The 20,776-nt window shown below is 54.5% G+C and carries 17 protein-coding genes; 11 read left to right on the plus strand and 6 right to left on the minus strand.

Annotation, left to right across the window (positions count from 1 at the left end; all coding sequences use genetic code 11):
* Positions 1 to 54: 54 nt before the first annotated feature.
* From ACIOAU_RS16940 to ACIOAU_RS16950, 3 genes are all read left to right on the plus strand, one after another.
* Positions 55 to 552, plus strand: coding sequence for a VPA1267 family protein (locus tag ACIOAU_RS16940; protein WP_401183443.1), 498 nt, complete (start codon positions 55 to 57; stop codon positions 550 to 552).
* The gene (locus ACIOAU_RS16945; protein ID WP_401183446.1) at positions 549 to 2,864 is read left to right on the plus strand and encodes an AAA family ATPase; all 2,316 of its coding nucleotides are present in this window, start codon (positions 549 to 551) and stop codon (positions 2,862 to 2,864) included. The genes ACIOAU_RS16940 and ACIOAU_RS16945 overlap by 4 nt, the downstream gene beginning before the upstream one ends.
* 835 nt (positions 2,865 to 3,699) lie before the next feature.
* Complete coding sequence (locus tag ACIOAU_RS16950; RefSeq protein WP_401183448.1) at positions 3,700 to 4,389, plus strand: hypothetical protein; 690 nt, start codon at positions 3,700 to 3,702, stop codon at positions 4,387 to 4,389.
* Positions 4,390 to 4,614: 225 nt separating this feature from the next.
* Here ACIOAU_RS16950 and ACIOAU_RS16955 read toward each other — a convergent pair whose 3' ends face one another.
* The 3 genes from ACIOAU_RS16955 to ACIOAU_RS16965 form a co-directional block, all read right to left on the minus strand.
* On the minus strand, positions 4,615 to 5,151 hold the full coding sequence (locus ACIOAU_RS16955; protein WP_401183451.1) for a hypothetical protein: 537 nt from the start codon (positions 5,149 to 5,151) through the stop codon (positions 4,615 to 4,617).
* 135 nt (positions 5,152 to 5,286) lie between these two features.
* Positions 5,287 to 5,985, minus strand: a complete 699-nt coding sequence (locus ACIOAU_RS16960; protein WP_401183454.1) for a hypothetical protein — start codon at positions 5,983 to 5,985, stop codon at positions 5,287 to 5,289.
* A 128-nt stretch (positions 5,986 to 6,113) separates the two neighbouring features.
* Positions 6,114 to 8,759: an AAA family ATPase gene (locus ACIOAU_RS16965; RefSeq protein WP_401183457.1), complete on the minus strand. Its 2,646-nt coding sequence runs from the start codon at positions 8,757 to 8,759 to the stop codon at positions 6,114 to 6,116.
* Between the two features lie 840 nt (positions 8,760 to 9,599).
* On the opposite strand from ACIOAU_RS16965, the gene ACIOAU_RS16970 reads away from it, so the two are divergent.
* The 3 genes from ACIOAU_RS16970 (at position 9,600) to ACIOAU_RS16980 (ending at position 13,791) form a co-directional block, all read left to right on the plus strand.
* Positions 9,600 to 11,363, plus strand: a complete 1,764-nt coding sequence (locus ACIOAU_RS16970) for a hypothetical protein (protein WP_401183460.1) — start codon at positions 9,600 to 9,602, stop codon at positions 11,361 to 11,363.
* Positions 11,360 to 13,075: a chemotaxis protein gene (locus ACIOAU_RS16975; protein WP_401183463.1), complete on the plus strand. Its 1,716-nt coding sequence runs from the start codon at positions 11,360 to 11,362 to the stop codon at positions 13,073 to 13,075. The genes ACIOAU_RS16970 and ACIOAU_RS16975 overlap by 4 nt, the downstream gene beginning before the upstream one ends.
* 359 nt (positions 13,076 to 13,434) lie before the next feature.
* The gene (locus ACIOAU_RS16980) at positions 13,435 to 13,791 is read left to right on the plus strand and encodes an antitoxin Xre/MbcA/ParS toxin-binding domain-containing protein (protein ID WP_401183466.1); all 357 of its coding nucleotides are present in this window, start codon (positions 13,435 to 13,437) and stop codon (positions 13,789 to 13,791) included.
* Between the two features lie 265 nt (positions 13,792 to 14,056).
* Here ACIOAU_RS16980 and ACIOAU_RS16985 read toward each other — a convergent pair whose 3' ends face one another.
* The gene (locus ACIOAU_RS16985) at positions 14,057 to 14,515 is read right to left on the minus strand and encodes a hypothetical protein (RefSeq protein WP_401183469.1); all 459 of its coding nucleotides are present in this window, start codon (positions 14,513 to 14,515) and stop codon (positions 14,057 to 14,059) included.
* A 114-nt stretch (positions 14,516 to 14,629) separates the two neighbouring features.
* Here ACIOAU_RS16985 and ACIOAU_RS16990 point away from each other — a divergent pair, with 114 nt between their 5' ends.
* On the plus strand, positions 14,630 to 15,016 hold the full coding sequence (locus ACIOAU_RS16990) for a hypothetical protein (RefSeq protein WP_401183472.1): 387 nt from the start codon (positions 14,630 to 14,632) through the stop codon (positions 15,014 to 15,016).
* 222 nt (positions 15,017 to 15,238) lie between these two features.
* Here the strand turns inward: ACIOAU_RS16990 and ACIOAU_RS16995 are convergent, their stop codons facing one another.
* Positions 15,239 to 15,736 (minus strand): hypothetical protein, encoded by a 498-nt coding sequence (locus ACIOAU_RS16995; protein ID WP_401183475.1) that lies wholly within the window; start codon positions 15,734 to 15,736, stop codon positions 15,239 to 15,241.
* 212 nt (positions 15,737 to 15,948) lie between these two features.
* Positions 15,949 to 16,263 carry a hypothetical protein gene (locus tag ACIOAU_RS17000; protein ID WP_401183477.1) on the minus strand — a complete coding sequence of 105 codons (315 nt, stop codon included), beginning with the start codon at positions 16,261 to 16,263 and terminating at the stop codon, positions 15,949 to 15,951.
* Positions 16,264 to 16,582: 319 nt separating this feature from the next.
* Here ACIOAU_RS17000 and ACIOAU_RS17005 point away from each other — a divergent pair, with 319 nt between their 5' ends.
* From ACIOAU_RS17005 to ACIOAU_RS17020, 4 genes are all read left to right on the plus strand, one after another.
* Positions 16,583 to 17,062 carry a helix-turn-helix domain-containing protein gene (locus ACIOAU_RS17005; RefSeq protein ID WP_401183480.1) on the plus strand — a complete coding sequence of 160 codons (480 nt, stop codon included), beginning with the start codon at positions 16,583 to 16,585 and terminating at the stop codon, positions 17,060 to 17,062.
* A 307-nt stretch (positions 17,063 to 17,369) separates the two neighbouring features.
* A complete protein-coding gene (locus ACIOAU_RS17010) occupies positions 17,370 to 18,206 on the plus strand; it encodes an AbiJ-NTD4 domain-containing protein (RefSeq protein WP_401183483.1) in 837 nt (278 codons plus the stop codon).
* Between the two features lie 544 nt (positions 18,207 to 18,750).
* On the plus strand, positions 18,751 to 19,293 hold the full coding sequence (locus tag ACIOAU_RS17015; RefSeq protein WP_401183486.1) for an SLATT domain-containing protein: 543 nt from the start codon (positions 18,751 to 18,753) through the stop codon (positions 19,291 to 19,293).
* Complete coding sequence (locus tag ACIOAU_RS17020) at positions 19,290 to 20,654, plus strand: reverse transcriptase domain-containing protein (RefSeq protein ID WP_401183489.1); 1,365 nt, start codon at positions 19,290 to 19,292, stop codon at positions 20,652 to 20,654. Before ACIOAU_RS17015 ends, ACIOAU_RS17020 begins: the two co-directional genes overlap by 4 nt.
* Positions 20,655 to 20,776: the final 122 nt, after the last annotated feature.

Here is a 20,776-nt window from a genome sequence, read left to right on the forward strand (position 1 = left end):
CGGCAATTACCACACCGAATTGGCAGTTCCCTACTTCTAGGACAGAGGTGACGCATGGCTACCTCCCAAGCCAACCTTGAGACCTTCCAAGCCTGGTCAGCTGCAAAAACTCGGGAAGAGTTCCTGGCGATCGTTTATCGAGGGTTGCTGAATAGGAAAGAAATTGCCCTTCAGTGTGGTTTCTCGAAATCCGTCCTGGCTCAGAATCCAAGAATTCATAAGCTTCTCCATGAACTGGAAACCCGGCTACGCGCCGAGGGCGTACTTCCCCTGGACGAGGGTCTGCCCGATATCCGATCCGAGCGCGAAGGTCGTCAGGATGAGGGGGTAGAACATCGTGCTGCCCCACCCCAACTGGAGCCGCTCAACAGCCAGGCCGACGGAGTTCCGACAAGCCAGCAGTCCACGCCCCGTAAACTCGAATCTCTGGTGCGCCATCTTCAATCTGAAAACGCCAGCCAACGCGCCGAAATTCAAGAATTGCGCCGCCAGCTGTCCAGGCTGTCCGCGATTCAAGAGGCCTTGGCCACGAGCGGGCGGCTGCCTCGATGAACGACGAGCTGACCATCCAAAAACGCATCCGGGTGCTCTCTATTCGCAGCATCAACCCGATCGGCCACGGGGGGTGCATTTTTTATGGTGCAGCCATTGGCGAAGACGGGCGCTCCGAGGGCAACGAGCACTTTGTGGTGTGCGTTCCAAACCGACTGCATCTCACCACCCCGGTAGAGATTGGCCAGTGGTGGGACGTCTCTGGAACGCTCAGCATATTCATTCGTGAGTACAATGGCCTGCGGATCCATGAGCGCCAAATTGACGCTGCCGACATCCGACTCGTCCTACCCTGTGGACGCCATATCATCACGTTACTGGCACACGGAGAACGCTTCGCGGGGATCGGAATTTCCAAAGCCACAAGTTTGTGGGAAACCTACGGGGAGCAGCTCTATGAGCTTCTGGAGCAGGGCCGTGTTGATCTGTTGGTTTCGGTGCAAGGCATCAGCAAGGTCACTGCGAACGCAATGGTCAGTGCATGGAAGGCCTATGGTGACTGCACTTTAATCCAGCTCCTTCATTCATACGGGATTCCACGTATGACATCAGAGCATGCGATTGACCATTTCGAGGGCAAGCTCGAAGAAGCTCTGACCGAAGACCCCTACCGGCTACTGTCCTTCTGTGGATCTTGGCGAAGCGTCGACTCCTTGGCCATGAACCACTACCGCATCCCTGCTTATGACCATCGCCGATTAGCCGGTGCGACCGAGGAGGTGCTTTACAGACTATTTGATGAAGGCCATACAGCGCCTACCGAGCACCTGGTCATGCAGCGATTGCGATCGCTTTTGAAGAACGTGAGCGGCTCTCCCACCTCGCTCGCGACCACGGCCCTTATCCAAGCACAGACTATGGGCACAGTCGTGCGTATCGATCCTTCAGTGAGATTTCAGCAAATGGGCGCGTGGGTCATGGAGTCCACCATTGCCCGCACGATGACGCAGCGCCTAATACCATTACCGCCTGACCTATTGCCTCCCATCTATCCAGCAGGCGCACCCGGAGCGTACGAAGTAGCCCCTGGTTCAAACATGGCCCTCGCATATCCAGGCGTTGAGCTGACCGATGAACAAGTGGACGCGATTCGGCTCGTCCTCAACCATCGGTTTGCACTGATCAGCGGCGGGGCGGGTGTGGGGAAAACGACGTTGCTCAAAGCCCTCTACTGCCACTACGACAACGCGGGGCTTGAAGTAATCCAGGCATCTATTGCGGGCCGCGCCGCTCAGCGCATGAAGGAGGCTACTCTTCGCTCTGCTCGCACTCTGGCAAGCCTTCTTTATTCCAAAGACATGAAACAGGCAGGCGACGTCCCCATCGTTGTCGTCATCGACGAAGCGAGCATGCTGGACGTCATTACCATGTACCGACTGTGCCAAGCTCTGCCGCAGAATGCTCGACTCATTTTGGTAGGCGATGCCGGCCAACTCATGCCAGTGGGGCCTGGCCTAGTATTCCACGAGATGATTGATGATCCGAGAATCCCCCATGCATGCTTGACGAAAATCATGCGTCACGGGAACGAGATCGCCACATTTGCCCAAGCGATTCGCAGAGGTGTGTGGCCTGAGGTAAGCCACAACGACGCGAGTTCCGTAGCGTTTCTCGCCAACGACGATCAGGCTGCACAGCAAGTCGCGGACAGGATCGTTGAACTCTATCGGCGGGCCCCGGAGTCCACACAGATCCTCTGTTCGCTTCGAAATGGGGTTCTGGGGGTGAGATCGCTCAACCTGATGTGCCAGGCGGCCACCAGGTACAACGCGGCTCATCTCTTCATATGGAATGCAGCAGAAGCGGGCTACGTCGATACAGGTTTGCGGCTTGGTGATCCTGTGGTCTGTACGAAAAACTTCTGGGATCGCGGGGTCTTGAACGGCTCCCTGGGCCGGGTCAGTGCTATTGAAGATGAGCCGTTCCCGCTGCTGGATGAGGACGGACAAGTATGCGGCTATGCGATGGCTTGGATTGACTGGGATGACGGTGAAAAACGACCAGTGACGGAGGAGTTGATCGCACATCTAGAACTGGCCTATGCGCTGACAATCCATAAGGCACAGGGCTCGCAGTGGCCCATTGTGGTGGTGCCCGTCATTCCAAACAGATTGCTGGATCGAAGCCTGCTTTACACAGCCGCCACCCGTGCGCAGCATCAGGTCATCTTGCTGGGAGATGAATCAGTCGCTCGCAGGGCGGTCATCACTCCACCCAGATCGAAGATCCGTCACACAGCGCTACGTCACCATTTAGATGAGAACTTTGCAAGGATAGAGGGATTCACATCCCCCATCCTTTCGTCCCCCTAATGGTCTGGGCTCAGCGGGAATTTAGTTCAGTCCGTCGCAAATCCGACGACATGGGCTTGTAAACCTTTTTTTTGACCTGTAAACCATGGAGAGTAACTAGTAAAAAAATAGGTTTACAGGCTTTATTAGACGCCTCCATTTCAGGTCGTGCCCCTTCCCTACCTGCCGAGTCCCGCCATGAGCACTTCCATCAGCTTTTCACTTACCATGGGCTGGGCAACTGCAAAAAGGTCGCCTTGTGGCCTGGTTACGTTGGCTGAGAGTGAGCAAGAGCACTCCAGCTTTGCATCACGCGACATCACCCACAAAGCTGGCTTTACAACCCGCCACCCGCTTAGTAATCGATCCCGCACAGGCCACTGAGCATGCGCCGGCCTGTTGCTCGCACAGCAACACCAGAATCAGAGACAGGTCAGCCCATTTGGCGCGTTGATCCGTTGTATCCTGGCCGACCACTGGGGCAGCCAAGACCTAGCAGTGATAAACGCCCACCAGCACGATGTTGTTCAACCCATACTCTTCGACGCCTTCGGCACGCAGTTCCCGATTCCCAATGGCAGCCCCCCCTACTCGAATTCGCTGCCCGTGGTGAATCTGGTGTCCTTCATCTGAACGAAGTGCACGCCTGTTGCCCGTTTCCCTACGAGGGGAAGGCCCCTTCCAGCCGAGACATGGGTTACGATTTTCCCTCCCGGAAGTAGCAGAAACGCTCACCATTTTGGTGAGTATTTTCTTACCACAACGAATGCTCTATCGTGCCTGTTAGGAAGGTTCGGCTGGCCGGCATTTCGTTCAGCGATCAGCGTCTCGTACACATAACACGAGGATGGCCAGGATGATCTATCACAGTGACCAATCGGCAAAAGCGACGGCCTTGCTTCACGAACTGGGTGTCCACGAAGTTGCCTCGGGGATCTGGGCGTTCACAGACATTCGCACCGCCAGCCAAGGGTATGTGCATCACTCCCATCAACCCGTCGCCCTCGCGGCCTACACCGCCATTGATCCAACCTTCGCAGCCGGTCGGTTCCCCGGATACACGCTGATCGACCTGGTTGAAAAGGTGCCGTGTTTAGATGGAGTTGAAGACGCTGCCTTGGCAATGGTCTGCGACATCCCCGCACCGATCTACCCTTGCGCCGAGCAACGCGGGGAGAAATTCGGAGCATTGGCCTGGGAGATCGTCGAGCACTACCAGTTGGATGCCTGCTTCACCCAGAGCAGGGCATACGGCGATCAAGGCAGACATTACACCATGCGCCCCTGCGGCTTCGACCACGATCGTGACGAGCCCCTTCCTGAGGCATTGAAGGCGATGCGCAGCGCGTACAAAAAAATGACCGATGTACAGCGCGTGATGGTGCTGACACTGCTGCACCTCTATTCCCAAGGCACTGACGACTTTTATCTGAAGGGAGGCTGCCCTACCAAGATTTCAGCAGCTGAGGCGCTTCGCCTGCTCCGGAAGGATGGGAGTGCACTCAAAAAGTGGGGGGAACTCATCACGCATTACGCTGGCTGGTAAGACCGAGTCCATCGCTGGCACTCCGGTCAGTAGCCAGGCCGTTTCGCCGATATTCTGCTGCTCACGACTCTATTTTGACGATGCGCTTTTAGCAGGTATCTGGTCTCCTCGGAAGCACCTGCCTGCCCTTTTGGCTACCGGTTTCTTTGAGAACTTAGTCAAGATGACGACGCATGGCAAAGACCTCATCGTTGTCACCCACATCGGGCTAAAGGGAGCTCAAGCTCACTTGACGATCAGCGTTTCTTCCCCTGTTACCGGATCACGCGAAGATTCGATTACGCTGGGGTTGTCGTTGCCGACTTGCCTAAACAGCGCGATCACCTCATCAATGTCCATGAAGAGCAGAAACTTGTCTTTATCGAGATCGGAGGTGAAGAAGACACCGCACAGGCTGCCCTCTTCCGAAATACAAGGTGCAAAAATGAAGCTGTGTATGACCCTGCCGCAAATGAATTCAATGTCCCGCTTCTCTTGATTGCTTTTGCTCAGATCATAGAGAGAGTCAAGCCTGTGGTTATTACGCCAGGTCACAGGCTTGAGGTTGGCGAACTTTCTGACCATGAGCAACATGGCTCGTGTCTCATCCGTCACCTTCGTAGGTGTTTCGATCAGCCTCCTGACCGAGTAGAACCCGATGAAGATATCTCGCTCGATTTGGGCCAGCTGATCTTCAGAAAGCTCTCTGGACACCTTGAGCGTCGTGAAACGCTTGGCCATTTTCAGCAGGGGGGCCTTCCAACCCTCACTTTCCCATATCATCTTATGATCCCTCACAAATCGCACCTGCGGCCCAGTAGGCCGCCTCACCTCACAAGATCCGCGACGAACAACGACTCTCTGTGCCGGCCACGTATCAGTAATAGGTGGCCCGTAGATTGAAGGAGCGTGCCACTCTCAATACTGAATGGCGTAGCTGCAGATCAATTGAGAGATGACGGGTTCCTGGACATACGAGACCATCGCACTCAGCAGCGCCATCCCGACCACCGTAGACAGCCAGGCGCGCGCCCCTCCGAAGTCATGAACCTGCCGCTGCATCTTCACGACAGCCAAGCAAATAAAGGCCGCGTAGCCAATCAACACCATGATATCCGAGGCCCTCGCCACCGGGCTGTGGAGAATCGCTGTAGTGACCGCCTGTTCGTAGCTGATCGAAGTACAGCTTTGCGCCATAGCCTTGAACCGTGCACCGAGTGCCGGCATCTCAAATATCTTGAGTAGCACCAGCCACCCGGAAAGGTAGAAAAAGGTATTCACGCCCGCCAACATCTCACGTGGGCTTCCCAGTATCCGGGCGGACATTGCGAAACATAGACCGTAACACGCCACGAGCAACCAGTTGGCCAGCGTCATCACCCCGACGAACTCAATGGTAGGTGTTATGCCAGCTGACCGAGAGGCCGGCAGGCCCAGCACACCCAGCCCGATCGCAACGAAGATGCCAAAAAGCCAAGCCCGCGAGCAGATCCCTTTACGCGCTTTCATTTCCTCGAAAAACGCTACATTTGACTGGATGAGCGTTCGAGCGTCGCATGCGGATGCACATACGGCAGGCCACATTTTCTCCAGGAAAAACCCTGCTAATTTCTCCACATTGCTATCTCTCTAGTTCGGCGTCTACACATCAGGTGCGCTGCCCGACTATCGAGCAAGGTACAGGGAATTTGCAAGCATCCCCTATCTCCGAAGCGGCTTAAACAAGGCCATGTACCCACTTGGCATCATCGTCCCTTCAACCTCAAACCGTTGAGCGCTTCAAGCTGCCCCACAATCTGCTCGACAAGCGCATCATCGAAATCGTCCCTGTCGGCCTCCTCGTGCGTGCCTTTGTTTAGGTATGTCCACACCAGTGACTGCTCGGGCTGACCCAAGATAAGACCGAGTGACTGTAGGACGACCGGCTTGTCTGGGTGCACGAAGTCAGGCGCCTTGTTGAGGCGAGCAAGCATGGCTTCACAGAGGCCGCGTAGAGTTGGCTCAGCGCCAGAGCCCGCAATTTTCAGGCTGAGTGTGCCCATGTCGAATTTGCCCATCCATCTCCACAGTTTGTCCGTCAACATTTCGAGCGCTTGCCGGGACTCGGCCAATGCCGTACGTGCATCGCCACGGTCGATCGCGGCGCGGGCGTTGAGCAGATAGGTTTGCGGAGCGACATTCCCAAGCACGCGGGGCTGGTAGTTTCCGTTGTGATGCCGGAATACATATGAAGTCCAGGACTCATTCGGCACGCGATTCTGGACATCCTTCATGAACTCGTTGGAGTGGCACGTCACGAGCAACTGCGTGCCCGCAAAGCGTTCGCTCTCAAAGATTGTCTCCCTGATTCCTTGTCGATGCTCGTGGTCGATCGCGTTGATCGCATCATCAAAGACAACCACCGGCGCTCCAATCTTCAGAGCCTTGGCCAGCAAGATAGCCAGCCCCAAGCACCGCACATGCCCCTCACTCAGGATCTGCAGCGCATCGACTGAAACATTCGGCTTACCTCGGAAACAGAGCCCGATTCGCCCCTCCCCTGTCACCGGCAGGCTCAGCCCAGCCAGCTTGTCAGCATCAAGATCGCGAACATTGAACTCGTTGTACAACTCAAGAGCCAGAGAATTCAGACCCGCCATCAAGGTGCCTGGAAGCTGGGTTTTATACCTGCGCAGCAGGGCCAGGAATTGGTCGTAGGCGGTGTTGATGCGACGGTCACGAAGGATGGCATTGGCTTCATCTGCGGCTGCACTGATCAGAGCAGCATTGGCCTGCTCAAAGCCAGCGATGCGCGTCTGGGCATCCAGCACAGCCTGAGCCAAACGCTGACGCGCTATCCCGTGTGCACCGACATCAACCCTGGCCTGATTCAGTCGGTCGCGTTCAGTTATCAGCTTGCTGCGCTCTGCGTTGGCCAACGCAGACTGCGTGTCCTGTTGCTCCAACTGCTGCGCCCAAGTCACAGTCTGATTAGCCAAGTGAGGCATCGATCCGTCGGTACGATACCCGTCTATCCACCAATCACGTTGAAGATCAAATCCTGGATTAGCCAGGTAGCGCACGACCGCATGGGGGCTCTCGATGGTGGCTCCCACACGAAGAGCAAATGCTGAGAGCTTGACCCGCAAAGCCTCGGAGGCCGCATTGCGTGCCTTGATCGCCTGGTAATGCCGCCCCTGAATTTCTTTGAGCACATTCAGCCCAGCCAACCCCGCTGTCGCTTTTTCATAAGGGTTGTGTACGACTCGATGCTCACCCGCAAGGGGGGTATCGCAGGCCGGACAGTGGTCGCCTGCAATGTGCTGAAGACCCAGGACTGCGTTGTACAGATCCTGATATGAAACATCATAAGTTCGAGCTGCCAACTCCGCAGTGACGTCCACCAAAACCTTTTGCGCGGCATCGGCTGCGTGGAACGCCTGTAAGAGCTCAGTGCTACTGATTCCAAAGATGAACGCCGGTGGCTGGTTAAGCAGAGCGTCCAGCTCCTGCAGCCGGCCAGGGTTCGTCTCACTCCCGATGGCAGCGAGCAAATCTGTATAGGTCATGCCTGGTTGGACGCTCGCGGCGTATGCGCTTTCGATCTGCGCCTGCCGCGCGAGCGAGGCGGCTTCATTGGCGACGGTTTGATGGTCTTGACTCAAGGCGCCGCGCTTCGCCGTCAGCTCAACCTGCTTTGAAGCCAGAAGCGTCAGAAGCCCTTCCATGGAATCGTTGAAGTGACCCACGAATTCGTTGAATTGATCCATGCCGAACAGCGCGGCGATCAGCTCTGTCTTTTCGCCAGCAGGCTTGGCTGCAATGCGAGAGAAGGCATCGATCCTGTTCTTCTCGATAAAGCAGAACCGATACGCATCTGAATCTGCGACAACAGGAATCGCCTGCCCCTGAGCCGTGACCGCTCTGAGCTCGGGCGGGAGGTACCTTCCTTCGTGGTGGTTGGACAAATACCGCGCCGCCGCAATGCGCTTCATATCACATTCGTCGACAGTCCCCAGCAAAGCGAACTCTAGAGCCTCGCACAAGCTGGTCTTGCCACTGCCATTCGGCCCATAGAACAGAGTGATGCGCTCATGCAGATCAAATGGCTCTGGGTACCTGAATCCCCGGAATGGCCCGACACTTAAGCGCTTCAACTTGTGCCATTTCCAATCACCACCTGGCGGCAGGGGTGGGATCGCAGGCAGCACCGGCGAAGTGGTGGCGAGTGTGTCCCGCATCAGCCCGATCAGGAGATTGGATCTCTGATTACGTTGACGGCTGGTTCCCGCGACCCCAGCAAAGTGCTGAAGGACGATGTTGGCGATCCTTCGAGCATCTTCAGACGCAGCGTTCTCGGGGGCATGAATCCAGTGCACGAACTGGTGATAATCCTGTAAAGCCGACGTCATCCTTACCTCCCAGTTTCGAACGTGAAGCTAACCAGCGCCAGGTCATTTACCCTGGCGGGAAATAGCCCTGACGGTTTCAAGTCGCCGCGATGCGAAGTTGCCATCACCAGTAAAGCTCAGCTCCAGCGGATGTGAAAGGCGATAACGCTGTGCAGCCCCGCCTTCACAGTTCATCGACCCTACTAAGCCTCAATGGCCCAACTGAGCGGTTGCGCGCATATGCCCACGTCAGACATCCAATGCTGCAACTTCGACTTGGTCGGATCGAGCGCGAACCCAGCCATACCGGCCCAGGTAGACACGTAGTGCCAGAGTACTGATGCCGACATAGAGCAACGGCAACCACTTGAGTTGCAAGACACCGCTAGCAGAGATAAAGCTTTAGTGAGACCCGGCTCTTCCCTACCGGGCAGTTTCCATCAGGAGCTTCCATGATTGACCTTTACCCCTCCCCTAGTTGGCATCTGCGCTATCCACCGACAAGCCAAGCGCTGTTCGCCAGTCGGGAAATTTGCCTCGGAGAAAACTGCTATCTGTCAAGACCGCTTCAAGTCCAAAGGCTGGCTGAAGGCTTGGCCAATGCTCAAGCTTGCGATCTCGTAGCTACCTCCCTGCTCCTCGTCAAGGCGACTTAACCGGGCGCTTATGATGATCGGACGTGGTTGCATGTGTACTACAAGCACGAGGGAATTGACATTGAGGGCTGGGTGTCCAGAAGCACGGTTAAGACAGTCAGAGGGCGGTAGCCTTGATAGGGCGGTAGAGGATCGTAGAATAAGGTTTCGTGTTTAGTATTTACACATTCACACGCTAGGACTGACAACGACAGGGAGTGCCGAGATGGCTTTACCGACAATCGATGAAATCGCCAGATTAGGCCAGACCGAGACGCTGCCAGACATCATCTTCTCGGCCCGCTTTCCTTGCGATTTTAGCGAGCAAGAAGCGTTCGCTCGGCTGCTGGCGCAGATGCATAACGATGGCTTGGTCGACTTGCTGGCGCATCTTGATGAGGCTCTCGTGCAGAAATACCCCGGGTATCGCGGCATCCATGGTGTGCAAATTTTTGAGCGGGTTCTGGGCAAACTCAACGTCCCAGCGCTACACGTCCTGAAAGCGTTCGATGCCATTTACGGCGATACACTGAATTCTTACGCTGCATTCACTGCTCTGACTGAGTGGTGCCGTGCCTCAGCTTCCAGGCCTGTCGAACTACTTGCCCTGACTTACCAAAATCCCGGACATGCAGACAGATACCAGGTGCTTGCTATTGCTATTCGATGCGGGCTTGCCGTTGACGAAGCCCGGTTCACCCAATGTGCGCTAGGGTACCTGGAGGGCGATAACGAAACGCAGCGGATAGCGGCAATACAGGCGCTCTGCGGTTGCTCATTCAAGAATGGAGAGCTTTGGCCTGCCGTTGTCGACGCCATGAATGAGGCGTTGCTGGGGACTGATGCCGAGGGCTTGCGCTCGGCTATACTGAAAACTGGCTTGTCGTGGCTGTCCAGCAGCGACAAGCCTCAGTCAGAAGTCGAGCAACTGATCAAATCGTCTTGCGCCCCTGTCTCCGCTCAGATCGCGTACACCGCTGCCTATGCGCTTGCGTTCGATTTACCAACGCAGGGCCTGCACATCGTTGATCATCTTTATGGCTGCATCCTGAAAGCGCCTTTGAAGCCTGAAACGATTGGGCTGCTGGACATTGCATTGGGCAATAGCGTGAAACATTGCGGGGGAGAAAGAGCCCGTCCGATCCTGGAGGCCTTGATACTCAGGCCTACAGAACCACAGCAGTTAGGGCACTTTCAAATGTTGGTTCAGTCATTGAGGAAAGCTCCGCAGGAGGTGCTAGACCAGTGGGTGATCTCATGGTTGCGCAGGGGAGATTCCCGACTGTGTCACGAGCTCAAAGAGAGTCTGTTTGAAGCGGGCGTGGATCATGCCTTCTCCACTGATTTTAGCCCAGCAGCCCTCGATGATTGGGAAACGGGATTCGTCGCACGTAAGGCGGTGGCCACCTTCTTTTATCAGCCCGGTACCTTGGCAAGCTTCCTGGCGTCATTGGCACGCTCTACTGCCGGGCAGCGTAGCAGTGAGCTCGCAGCACTGATTTTCGACCCAGTGCTTTTAAACTATCCAAGTCTTGCAGAAAGCCATTTTGATGCGATCGCAGCAGACCCAACCGATCCAGCGAACTGGACTGCAAATGCAGCAGTTAGCCAGTTGAAGCAGTATCTCGATGGACTGCAGGCCATGAAGATGCTCCCTGAGCTCAAACCTTCGGAGCGCGAAACCCAATTGGAATCTGAGCGTCAGGCAGAGGTTACTGCTCGGGCAATGCGCGATTCCTGGAAGGATTCACTCATGGCTGACCTCGGTGGAATACAGCGCCTCGTGCTTTACGGTAACGGTATGGTGACCTGGCACCAGCAAAGAGAACTCGACGCTACCTCAGCGGAAGCGCTGGGAAAACTAGCACGCGCAGAACATCCTCTGACCAGTGTGTCTTATCAATACAGGTTGGCTAGGGAGGAGTTTCTCGATCCTCAGGGGCTGCGACAGCGCCTAATAGAGTACCGTTACGAGGAGCGTCCTCAGTGAAGCTGGTATTCAGGCAGTATCTCGAATCATTACGGGAGCGAAAGGAACTGGACGTCGTGCTTCCAGATCTTCTGAGCGAACTTGGGTTCAATGTGATCTCCCGGCCAAGGATAGGCCCTCGACAATACGGCGTCGATGTCATGGCTATTGGTCAGGACAAAGGGGAAACCAAGGTGTTTTTATTTTCAATCAAGAAGGGCGATCTGACCCGAGCTGAATGGAACTCCGGTGAACAGAGCCTCAAGCCATCAATCGAAGAAATCATCGAGGTTTACTGCAACACCTCGATCCCGGATCAGTTCAAGTCGCTGAAGATCGTCATCTGCATGTGCTTCGGTGGAGAAATCCATGAGGCTCTGCGCGTCAACGTTGCTCAGTTCACTGCAATGAAAACGACGGAGCGCATTTCGTTTCAGGAATGGAACGGAGACTACATCGCGGGCCTGCTGATGGAAGGGATTTTAGGACAGCAGCTCGTAAGCAAGGAGCTTCGTGGAAGCTTTCAGAAGTCTATCGCGATGCTGGATGAGCCTGATATTGCCTTCCAGCATTTCTCAAGTTTGATCAAAGGCATGCTTGGGGTCGACAGCGCGCCTGCTGAAACCAAACTCTCAAATCTGCGACGTATTTACATCTGTTTATGGGTGCTTTTCGTCTGGGCCAGGGATGCGGACAACCTTGAAGCGCCTTATCGAGCCAGCGAGCTTGCAATTCTGCATGCATGGCACGCCATTAGGGCTCATATCGGACAAAACGAGAAAGGCGCGAAAGGTCTTGGCACTACCTTCGAGGCGCTGGTTGAGTTGCATTTCTACATCTGGGACGAGCTCTACAGTAAAAAGATGCTTCCGTTCGTGGGGGTCAGGCACGCTATCTCAACGGCAGTGAGCACCAGCACTCCCGTAGACGTCAATCTCAAGCTATTCGAAATGTTGGGGCGTCTGGCTCAGCGCGGCCTTTGGATGCTCTGGAAGGAAGGAGGCGGCGTAAACACCCCTGATGTCGTTGAGCGTCATGGCCACGACGATGCCCGCACGCTGGCATCACAGATTAGCGACCTCATCAGTAGCAATCCCTCTCTGCTCAGTCCTATCGCAGATGCACAGTCTATTGATATCAGTGTCGCTCTTGTCTTCCTTTCGATGTTGGAGGAGTGGCAATCGGTTACACGCGAGTATTGTGATTTGCTCATGGACAATTTCGCCTTCACCTATCGCTATCACGGTAAGTACCCCACCATTTATAGTGCGTACTGGGAGCTGATCGAGCATCCCAAAGAGCAGACACAGGATTACAGGAAACGGCACACCCAAGGTAGTACGCTGCTTCCTTTGCTGTGCGTTTGGGGTTCGTCGTCTGGCATGTCGGAATTTACGCAGATGATGGCGTCATTCGTGAAGAGTGAGCTTGCTCATTGCAACCTTCAGGCATGGGTTCCGGGGCAAGATTCTGAATCCATGCTTTACATCGGGCCACCTACACATGGTTGGGCGCTCACCGAAATACCGTTCACTTCTGATGGCAGACAGGCCATGGAAATGCTTCAGGCTGAATGCAAGAAAGATGACGTATTTGCAAGTTTGTCAGCCATCAATCTTGGGCATTGGCCAGTCCTCGTCATGGCCTGCCGACACCATAGATTGCCGCTTCCTCCTCACTTATGGATGCCCGTGCTGATACGTACGAGGATGGCAAATCTGCAGAATCATTAAGAGCGAAACTACTAATTCCTGCACGACTTGTGCTTTGAAAGGCTTCGGGTAAGAGCTTCGTTGGCGCATGGAAATCCTGGCGATAAGGGTGATCACGTCCGCTTAATAATACGCGGACACCATCGCCCTTAGGGCTGGGGTTCGGAAGGTGAGTTTGCCGGACGCATACTGGACTTTTTTATCTGAATCAATCTGATCAACTACACAGAGGAGGTTCGCACCGAGTCGGTCAGCGAGCGCTGCAACACTCGCGCTGAGAGCTAGCTGACGACCGATTTTTGGATATGGCCCGTGCCCAAAGGATTGGGGCATTTAGAATGCTCTAAGGCCCCCTGATGCTTCCCTCTGGAGGAATTGAAATGCTTATTGAGTTGGATTTGAACAACAATGACGCGGAGGCGCTGTTGCGTCACTGCAAGGAGCACCAGCCAAGCCAAGGAGACTTTCGTGAAAACGCTCGCCTCGGAGAGGCCCTAGACACCCTGGCTGCCGCCATCGAAGACGCTATGAGCTTAACGCCCCAAAGTCGTGATTCGTCGGGTACGATTGATCCTCAGCTCCTCGATGCAGCAGTCAGTTTGTTCGGCGACGAGGCCTTGGCAATCAGATGGCTATCAAAACCGCTGCGAACCCTCGGTAATAAACGCCCGATCGATATTCATGTTCAGGAAGCCTTGGATCTGATCCGGCGGTTGGAGCATGGGTTGGTCGTCTGAAGATCTATCAGGCAAGACTGATCCAGCAGGCTCGACAATCTTTGCTCTGGAAGGGATAAAGCGCCAAGACAGCAATATCACCTTGGCCGATCTGAGAGAATGTAGTTCGACAGTTTGATGACCATGATCCCCAGTCGAAGACTTGAGAAGCAAGGAGACAGTCGCGGCCTAAAGCTGACAGCCTGGGCTGACACTGGCCAGCCTTTCCTGAATCATCCAGGAACGCGCTGCGGCAGTCCTGAACAATCTGTCGCAGGCACAACGACTACTTGGATCGCTTCGACGCGATAAGGGCACGGAACGCTTCCTCGCTCGTAGAGCCTTCGCGCAACCTGGCAACCCAAAATGCCGCATCTGATTCCGCCGGATCAAAATACTCGCGCGCGCGCCGGACTATGGCAAACCATAGTTCAAGGGGAAGAGCTGTTTCATGGTCATTCCTGCACCGAAAGCTCGGACGCCGCAACAGCAAGGGCTCCCGCTCTACCAGTTCATCAGCAAGCCGCTGCAGGACTAAAAAAGTAACATCACTCATCCCAATCAACGAAGGATGAATAAAGCGACTGATCGATTGAATCGCGCACTCTGGATCAACGGCGTGCAAGCGCAGTAACAGCGACACCTCAGCCTCAAACGCCACAGCCCCAATCGCTGCAGCCAAACGTTCGACAACTTCGAGCTCAGCGAGGTTACGACGCTCTAGCCCAATTACGTGCTTCTCCATAGCCATCGGCTCCCCGAATTGGTGATTCATACAACCTGCAAGCTTTTTAACGCTGGCCAGAGCATGGGATAATACGCGCTCCAGTCCTCCTAAACGGACTCACATGGAATCGTTATGAACGAAATTTGGCTGCGAGAACGGGAACGACGTGAGGCGATTTGGCAGCTCGCTGAGATGCAGCCAGGAGATCAAAGCGCTCCAGCGATTTTGGAATTACTGGACGACCTCGAAAGGCTAGATCGCGAGCACCCACTAATTGAATGCGAGCTCGGTTTCGAGCAGCTTGCCGAATTACCAAGGGAGGCGCATCCCATCGGATGCTGGATCGTTCGGGATAGTGAAATCCCAGAACCTTGGAAGTCCCGTTTCGTGCTTGCGCTGGGCCCCGCAGCTAGGGTTTCGGAAGGGTTTTACTTGCAGGATTGGATTGATTTCTTAGACGCCTGGCAGCGCGAAATTGAGCATTTGGAGCAGCACCGCCTTGCTCTTGATGACGAGTGAGACCTGGCCTGGTGAACGATTTCGCGTGGTGGATTGCTCTGGTGCCTGCTGACCCACCACTTTGCTTGAGCACCCACCGCCACCGTCGTGCCCCTGCTCTCATCCGCGTGGGAGCCCCTGATACTTAATAGACGTACAACCAGCGTCCATCTTGCGCGGATCCCACCAACCTCATTCGTGTCCTTCTGCCTATCCAAGCGGCTATTACAGCCGCACGACTAGCTATCGAACAAAAATTCCGTGTTGTGCAAAGTCGTTCAAAATCCGTTTGCGGCTTAACATCCCGGGAAGTTTGAACATGTTTCTATAACCATACCAAAGACCGAAAGGGATGATTATGAGCCCTAACCCGAATGTCGCGGTGGCCACAATAATTGCAGCTGGAATTGATGCAATTGAAAACACAATACCCTTCAGCACGGTCGACCTTGCGATCATCCGGATGTCCTCTAAATCATACTCAACCTTCCCACCTCTTCCTTCAAAAGCCAGGACAACTATGGATTTTTTTGAGATCTTTTTAAAATACCAAGTTCGGGGTACATCGGTACTCATCGCCCCATGATTCTTGAGATATTTCGGAACAACCACTTCTGCAAAATAAAAAGTATTGCCCTGGGGATCTTCCAGCCTCACCCTTGTGTAAAGTGTATCCAGATCGCTTAATGCTTTCACATCAAAGTTCTTGATTGTCACCGTAATCTTTTCAAGATCAGCCATACTTCATCCTTAAAGGCATTAGTTTTTTACACACGCGCATGTATTAACTGCCAGGTGCCCGATGACGGCAAAGCACATGCGCACGCATTACAGTAGGCATAGATGTGGTGTAACTTAGCCAGATATGAACTGCTCGTTAGCCCCGAAGCCTCTGACTGATCATGCATCGAGGTAGTACATGAGCTCGCGCGCCCTGCAGGGGCTTGAGGGCATCATGTGTCTTGTTCGCTCGTGATCACGTAGTGATCTCCGCCGGCGCTACGCATCAATTTGAAACCCATTTTGACGTCAACGCACTTCACAGCAGGTGTGGCAACCGTCATTCCATTTTCCGACACCCCCGACCCGTCCCTGTATACGAGCGCTACGTAACGCTCCCCCAGCTTCGCTGCGTTGGAAAGGTATGCGTCGATATGTACCGGCCAGTCGATGCCTTGTGCCATGACGACTTCTGAAGGCAAGCCGTGTCCTGGATTCTGGCGGTTTTCATAGCACTGAAAATCTCGCGCCCGCGCCTCATTAGACATCCACTTAATTCCTGACAATTGATAGAAATCGGCCCATAGATACCGATCTGCGCTCCTTCTCCGAGTGACAGCCAGATCAGGACAGTAGGTGAAGTGCGATTTAGCCAATAATTGAACGGCTTCGTTTCACATGCCAAGCGTCCTCCGACCTGGCCATCGGAGCGATCAGTGCCCTTCACTCAATTCGCGTGCTACCTACGCAGTCCTGGCTAACTCAGGGCCACCACACACCCAATCCGTACAGTTTTATACCTCATATCATGTGTAACTGTACACGCCAACGTGGCTACATCCTCGTTTTTCCGAGGACATCGCTTTGTTGAAGCCGGCGCTGGCAGCAGTCATCCGATCACTTAGGGAGAATCAGGGCCTCTCTCAAGAGAGCTTGGCTTGCGCAGCATCACGCACTTATCTCAGCCGGATCGAGAACGCCGAAAGCAGCCCGACGGTTGAGAAATTTTTCGAGATATCCGAGGCGCTGGGCTTGAGCCCAGTATCCCTCCTTGCCTTGGTTCTCTCGACACGAGACGACACCACTGTCGACGCCGTCCTCTCCCAGGCAATCGAAGAGTTGAAAGCGCTCGAAGCACGAATCAGTGCAGACGACATCAAGACGCATCTTTCCGGAGTAGGTGTTTCGAAACGGCCTGCCGCGCGACCGGGAGACATCGCCAAGTTGCGGCAAGTGCTTGAGTGCAAAGAAGCCGGTCTGAGTAAGGCCGAAACTGCGCGGCGGCTAGATTTGAGCCGTTCTACTGTCGGATTCTTGTGGGGAAGGACATTGCCTGCGCAAGACTGAACTAGGTTGAACCGCGAGCAATTCCACAACCGTAGCAAACACAGAAGCTTTTTGCTGGCGACTTGGCAGGTGGGGAAGCTCACTCCTCCTCGCTCTAGGTGCTGAGTCGCTCTTACTACATCGAGGGCTGCGACCCATCACTCTCACTGGCCGGACATGACAACGGACGACTCACCGTGGGACGTGCGCAATCCAGCGCTCCGTAGGCCTTGACGGCGCTGGGTGGCTGGCAATCTCTCTTGCACATTGCTACCCATGCTCACGCTCAGGCAAGATCGTAGTGGCAGATTGCATAGGGAGAATCGCAATGCGGGAACCTTTTTCCAAGCGCCACGGGTACGCCGGTATTCAAGAAGCCGAAATCACCGTCCGAGAAGATGCTCCGGAGGAGCTGCGCGCCTATCTAATCCCGCTCTGCTATGAGTGCGGGTTAGGCCCTAAAGCCCTCCGAGAAATAGTGTGCCAAGCCTTGAGAAAGCAACCCGATCGTAACAACTGGACTGAATATCCCAATGTTGCGAATGAAGTGGAAGACCTGCTTCTCGAATGCAAATGGTTCAAAGTATACGACATCATCGAGCGCGTCCTGGACAACCTTGGTAATCATAACTATCGCTACGAGAACTACGAGCACTTCCAGAACGAGCTCAATGAATACTTCATAGAAAATGGGATTGGTTGGAAACTGGCCGACGGTCAGCTGGAGATGCGCGGGCCAAAATCCTTCGAGACTGTTCTCAGCCACGCTCGACAAACCGCCGAAGCGTTTGGCCATCCGACAGCTGCAAATGAACTTCATCAAGCGATTTCCGACCTATCACGCCGACCCGCCCCAGACCCCACGGGAGCAATTCAGCACGCCATTGCGTCGCTTGAATGTGTGGCGAGAAAAATCACAGGCGATGAGAAAGCGAACCTAGGCGATATCCTCAAGAAACACACATCATTGATTCCGCAGCCGCTTGACCAGGCAGTGTCGAGAGCTTGGGGGTACGCCTCGGAGCACGGCAGACATCTGCGTGAGGGGCGTGTACCGTCGTTTGAAGAGGCCGAGCTTTTGGTCGGCATTTCCGCCGCCGTCAGCAACTACATCATCAAGAAGGCTCAGCCTGACTCGGCTGACGAGACGGGTACTTTTTTCTAAGCCCAGTTTAATGCTCGCTGCGAAAAAGTCGATATCGCACTCCTGGTCACGCCACAGCCTGTGCGGCTCACAGGGTGTGGCGTGGACGTCAAAGCAGGAGTTCCACTCTGCCAACCAGGCCCAGCCAAATTCGGCTGCCTTCCCCAGACATCCTCTACTGATCACCACTGTTCCGGTCGAAATTCGGCTCATGGTCGGAGATTCGTGTTGCCGCTCCGACGCGACCGACAATCCAGCATCTCAGAGGTGGTAAACCTACTGTAGAGGTTTAAGCCTGTGCGATTTACACCTCGAAAAGGAAGTGTACACGCCATGGTGCCGGCGGAGCGTCGCTGGCTCATGACGCCTGTGGGATTTCCTTAATGACTGGTGGCAATGTAAGATCATGACTGAAGAGGCAGGTACCTCCTCTCGTTCATTCGGGGGCGGCTCTGATAATTAACAGCTCTGGCTGTTGGGCTCACGCCCACTGATCCCTCTGGGGATGTTCTAAGATGACTCAAACCCGCTTGCCTCTTCTCCAAATTCCCATGGAGTGTTGCGTGTGAAGGATGCTATCTGGTTCACCTACAAGGCCCGAATTCAAGCCCATAACCGCTTGGAATGGCTGGATTTTCACTCCCAGATGCTCCTGGTGTGGTACGCAATCCTCGGCGCTGTTCTAGGCGTTCTAGCCATTCGCTACGAACATGTACTTGGCCCAGATACTGACGTAATGGCCACCGTCCTTTCCGTTGCGTTACTAGGCGTCTCGCTCGCAGTGACAAACCGGGATTTTCGGGTGCGCGCCATGGCAATCCGCAAAAACTACCTGCAGTTGCACGCCCTTTATCGTGAACTCTCATCGGGTACTGCACCCACACCTGAACAGACGAAGCAGTATGATGAACTGCTCGCCGACGCAGAGAATCACAGAGAGATCGATGACCGCGTCGCACGTGTTTTTTCCACCGGGCTGACCAGCCGAACACCTACTGCGTTTGAGAGTTGCTATGCCATCACCTGGATAGGTGCTCGCCTGATTGTTACCGTAGCCCTGTACGCCCTACCCCTCGCGGCAGGCATGTACGCTTGGGCGGGCAGATGAGCGCTGCACGGAGTTTCAAGAGGCATTTCGCTCGCAAACCATTGCTCCGCATTTACACTGATAAGATCAAGAAGTCTGGCGCTATCGGGCTTGACCGCACCCGTCCGGCAAAGCTGGATGCCAGACTGAATGATGAGCTCGAACTCATTATCCAAAAGGTTCATCAGGGTAAATATCGCTTCACCGCATTCAAGGAAAAGTTGATTCTGAAGGGCGCAGCCTCCCCGCCCAGGCAGATCTCAATTCCGACCGCGCGTGATCGGATCGTGTTGCGCGCCTTATGTGAGTGCCTTGCAGAGGTTTATCCAACAGCGAGGCTATCACTGCCACAGGTTGTCATCGAAGACCTCAAGGTAGCACTGGCGTCAGGAATCTATGCCGATTACGCCAAGATTGACCTGAAAAACTTCTATCCATCAATTCCTCATACGTTGATTGATGCAGCTATCCGGAAAAAGATTCGCAAGCCTGAATTCAAGCATCTCATTACCACGGCGATTACTACGCCAACTGTCTCTGAGTCGAAAGGCAGGAAGGACACGCCCAACTCAACCATTGGAGTGCCCCAGGGCTTAGCTATCTCCAATATGCTGGCGGAGATCGCACTGCAAGATATCGATCTTATGGTTAATGGTCGGCCCGGGATCTGGTACAAGCGCTATGTCGATGACATCTTGATCCTAACGCCTGCCGGCCAGGCTGAGGCGGTAGCCAAGGAGCTGATGGCGGGGCTGCAGAGCCTGGGGTTACACCCACATCCGTTTGGCCCAGACTCAAAATCCAAGTTCGCCCCGCTGACCGATCCCTTTAGTTTCCTGGGGTATCAGGTGGAAGGTGGGCACGTGATCATTCGACGCGATAGCATCCTCAGATTTGAATCATCCATTGCGAACATCTTCACGGCCTATCGACACAAGGTAGCGACGGCTCGCTCTCCTAAAGACATGGAGCGGGCCAGAGCATACTGCGAATGGAAAGTTAACCTACGGATCACGGGCTGTTTCTTCGAAGGAAAACGGCGAGGCTGGGCATCGTACTTTTCCCAGATCACCTCTACCGCCCAGCTTCGAGCGGTCAATCACACGATACGTAACCTGACCAAACGCTCCTCATTGGAAGGGAAGATCAAACTCAAGTCGTTGATCAAAACCTTTTACGAGCTCAAGCGCGGAAGAGCCTCTAATCACGCCTACATTCCGAACTTGGATGATCACAGCATCGCTGATAAGCGAAAAGTACTGGCGCTATGGATTGGCGATGATGTGATTAAGCTTCGTGATGACCAGATAGAACGGCTTTTTGCGATCAAAGTAAGTAAAGCTGTGCGGGAACTCGAACAAGATATAGCCCAGACATCATGATTGGGATGTGAGTACCATGGCCTACTCCGTCGCACCAACTCAGCGGAGAAATGAGCCCCGCGAAATTTCAGAGACAGGCAAATAGCCGGCACGATCTCCAGTAGTATTCGTTGACCGGCTTA

The organism is Pseudomonas sp. NPDC088322 (genome assembly GCF_044740745.1).
Lineage (GTDB): Bacteria > Pseudomonadota > Gammaproteobacteria > Pseudomonadales > Pseudomonadaceae > Aquipseudomonas > Aquipseudomonas shirazensis.

Bases quoted from the DNA above. Each gene is read 5' to 3' on its own strand.
- ACIOAU_RS16940 (WP_401183443.1), top strand. From the start codon at position 55: ATGGCTACCTCCCAAGCCAACCTTGAGACCTTCCAAGCCTGGTCAGCT.
- ACIOAU_RS16945 (WP_401183446.1), top strand. From the start codon at position 549: ATGAACGACGAGCTGACCATCCAAAAACGCATCCGGGTGCTCTCTATT.
- ACIOAU_RS16950 (WP_401183448.1), top strand. From the start codon at position 3,700: ATGATCTATCACAGTGACCAATCGGCAAAAGCGACGGCCTTGCTTCAC.
- ACIOAU_RS16955 (WP_401183451.1), bottom strand. From the start codon at position 5,151: ATGATATGGGAAAGTGAGGGTTGGAAGGCCCCCCTGCTGAAAATGGCC.
- ACIOAU_RS16965 (WP_401183457.1), bottom strand. From the start codon at position 8,759: ATGACGTCGGCTTTACAGGATTATCACCAGTTCGTGCACTGGATTCAT.
- ACIOAU_RS16970 (WP_401183460.1), top strand. From the start codon at position 9,600: ATGGCTTTACCGACAATCGATGAAATCGCCAGATTAGGCCAGACCGAG.
- ACIOAU_RS16980 (WP_401183466.1), top strand. From the start codon at position 13,435: ATGCTTATTGAGTTGGATTTGAACAACAATGACGCGGAGGCGCTGTTG.
- ACIOAU_RS16985 (WP_401183469.1), bottom strand. From the start codon at position 14,515: ATGGAGAAGCACGTAATTGGGCTAGAGCGTCGTAACCTCGCTGAGCTC.
- ACIOAU_RS16990 (WP_401183472.1), top strand. From the start codon at position 14,630: ATGAACGAAATTTGGCTGCGAGAACGGGAACGACGTGAGGCGATTTGG.
- ACIOAU_RS16995 (WP_401183475.1), bottom strand. From the start codon at position 15,736: ATGGCTGATCTTGAAAAGATTACGGTGACAATCAAGAACTTTGATGTG.
- ACIOAU_RS17000 (WP_401183477.1), bottom strand. From the start codon at position 16,263: ATGTCTAATGAGGCGCGGGCGCGAGATTTTCAGTGCTATGAAAACCGC.
- ACIOAU_RS17010 (WP_401183483.1), top strand. From the start codon at position 17,370: ATGCGGGAACCTTTTTCCAAGCGCCACGGGTACGCCGGTATTCAAGAA.
- ACIOAU_RS17020 (WP_401183489.1), top strand. From the start codon at position 19,290: ATGAGCGCTGCACGGAGTTTCAAGAGGCATTTCGCTCGCAAACCATTG.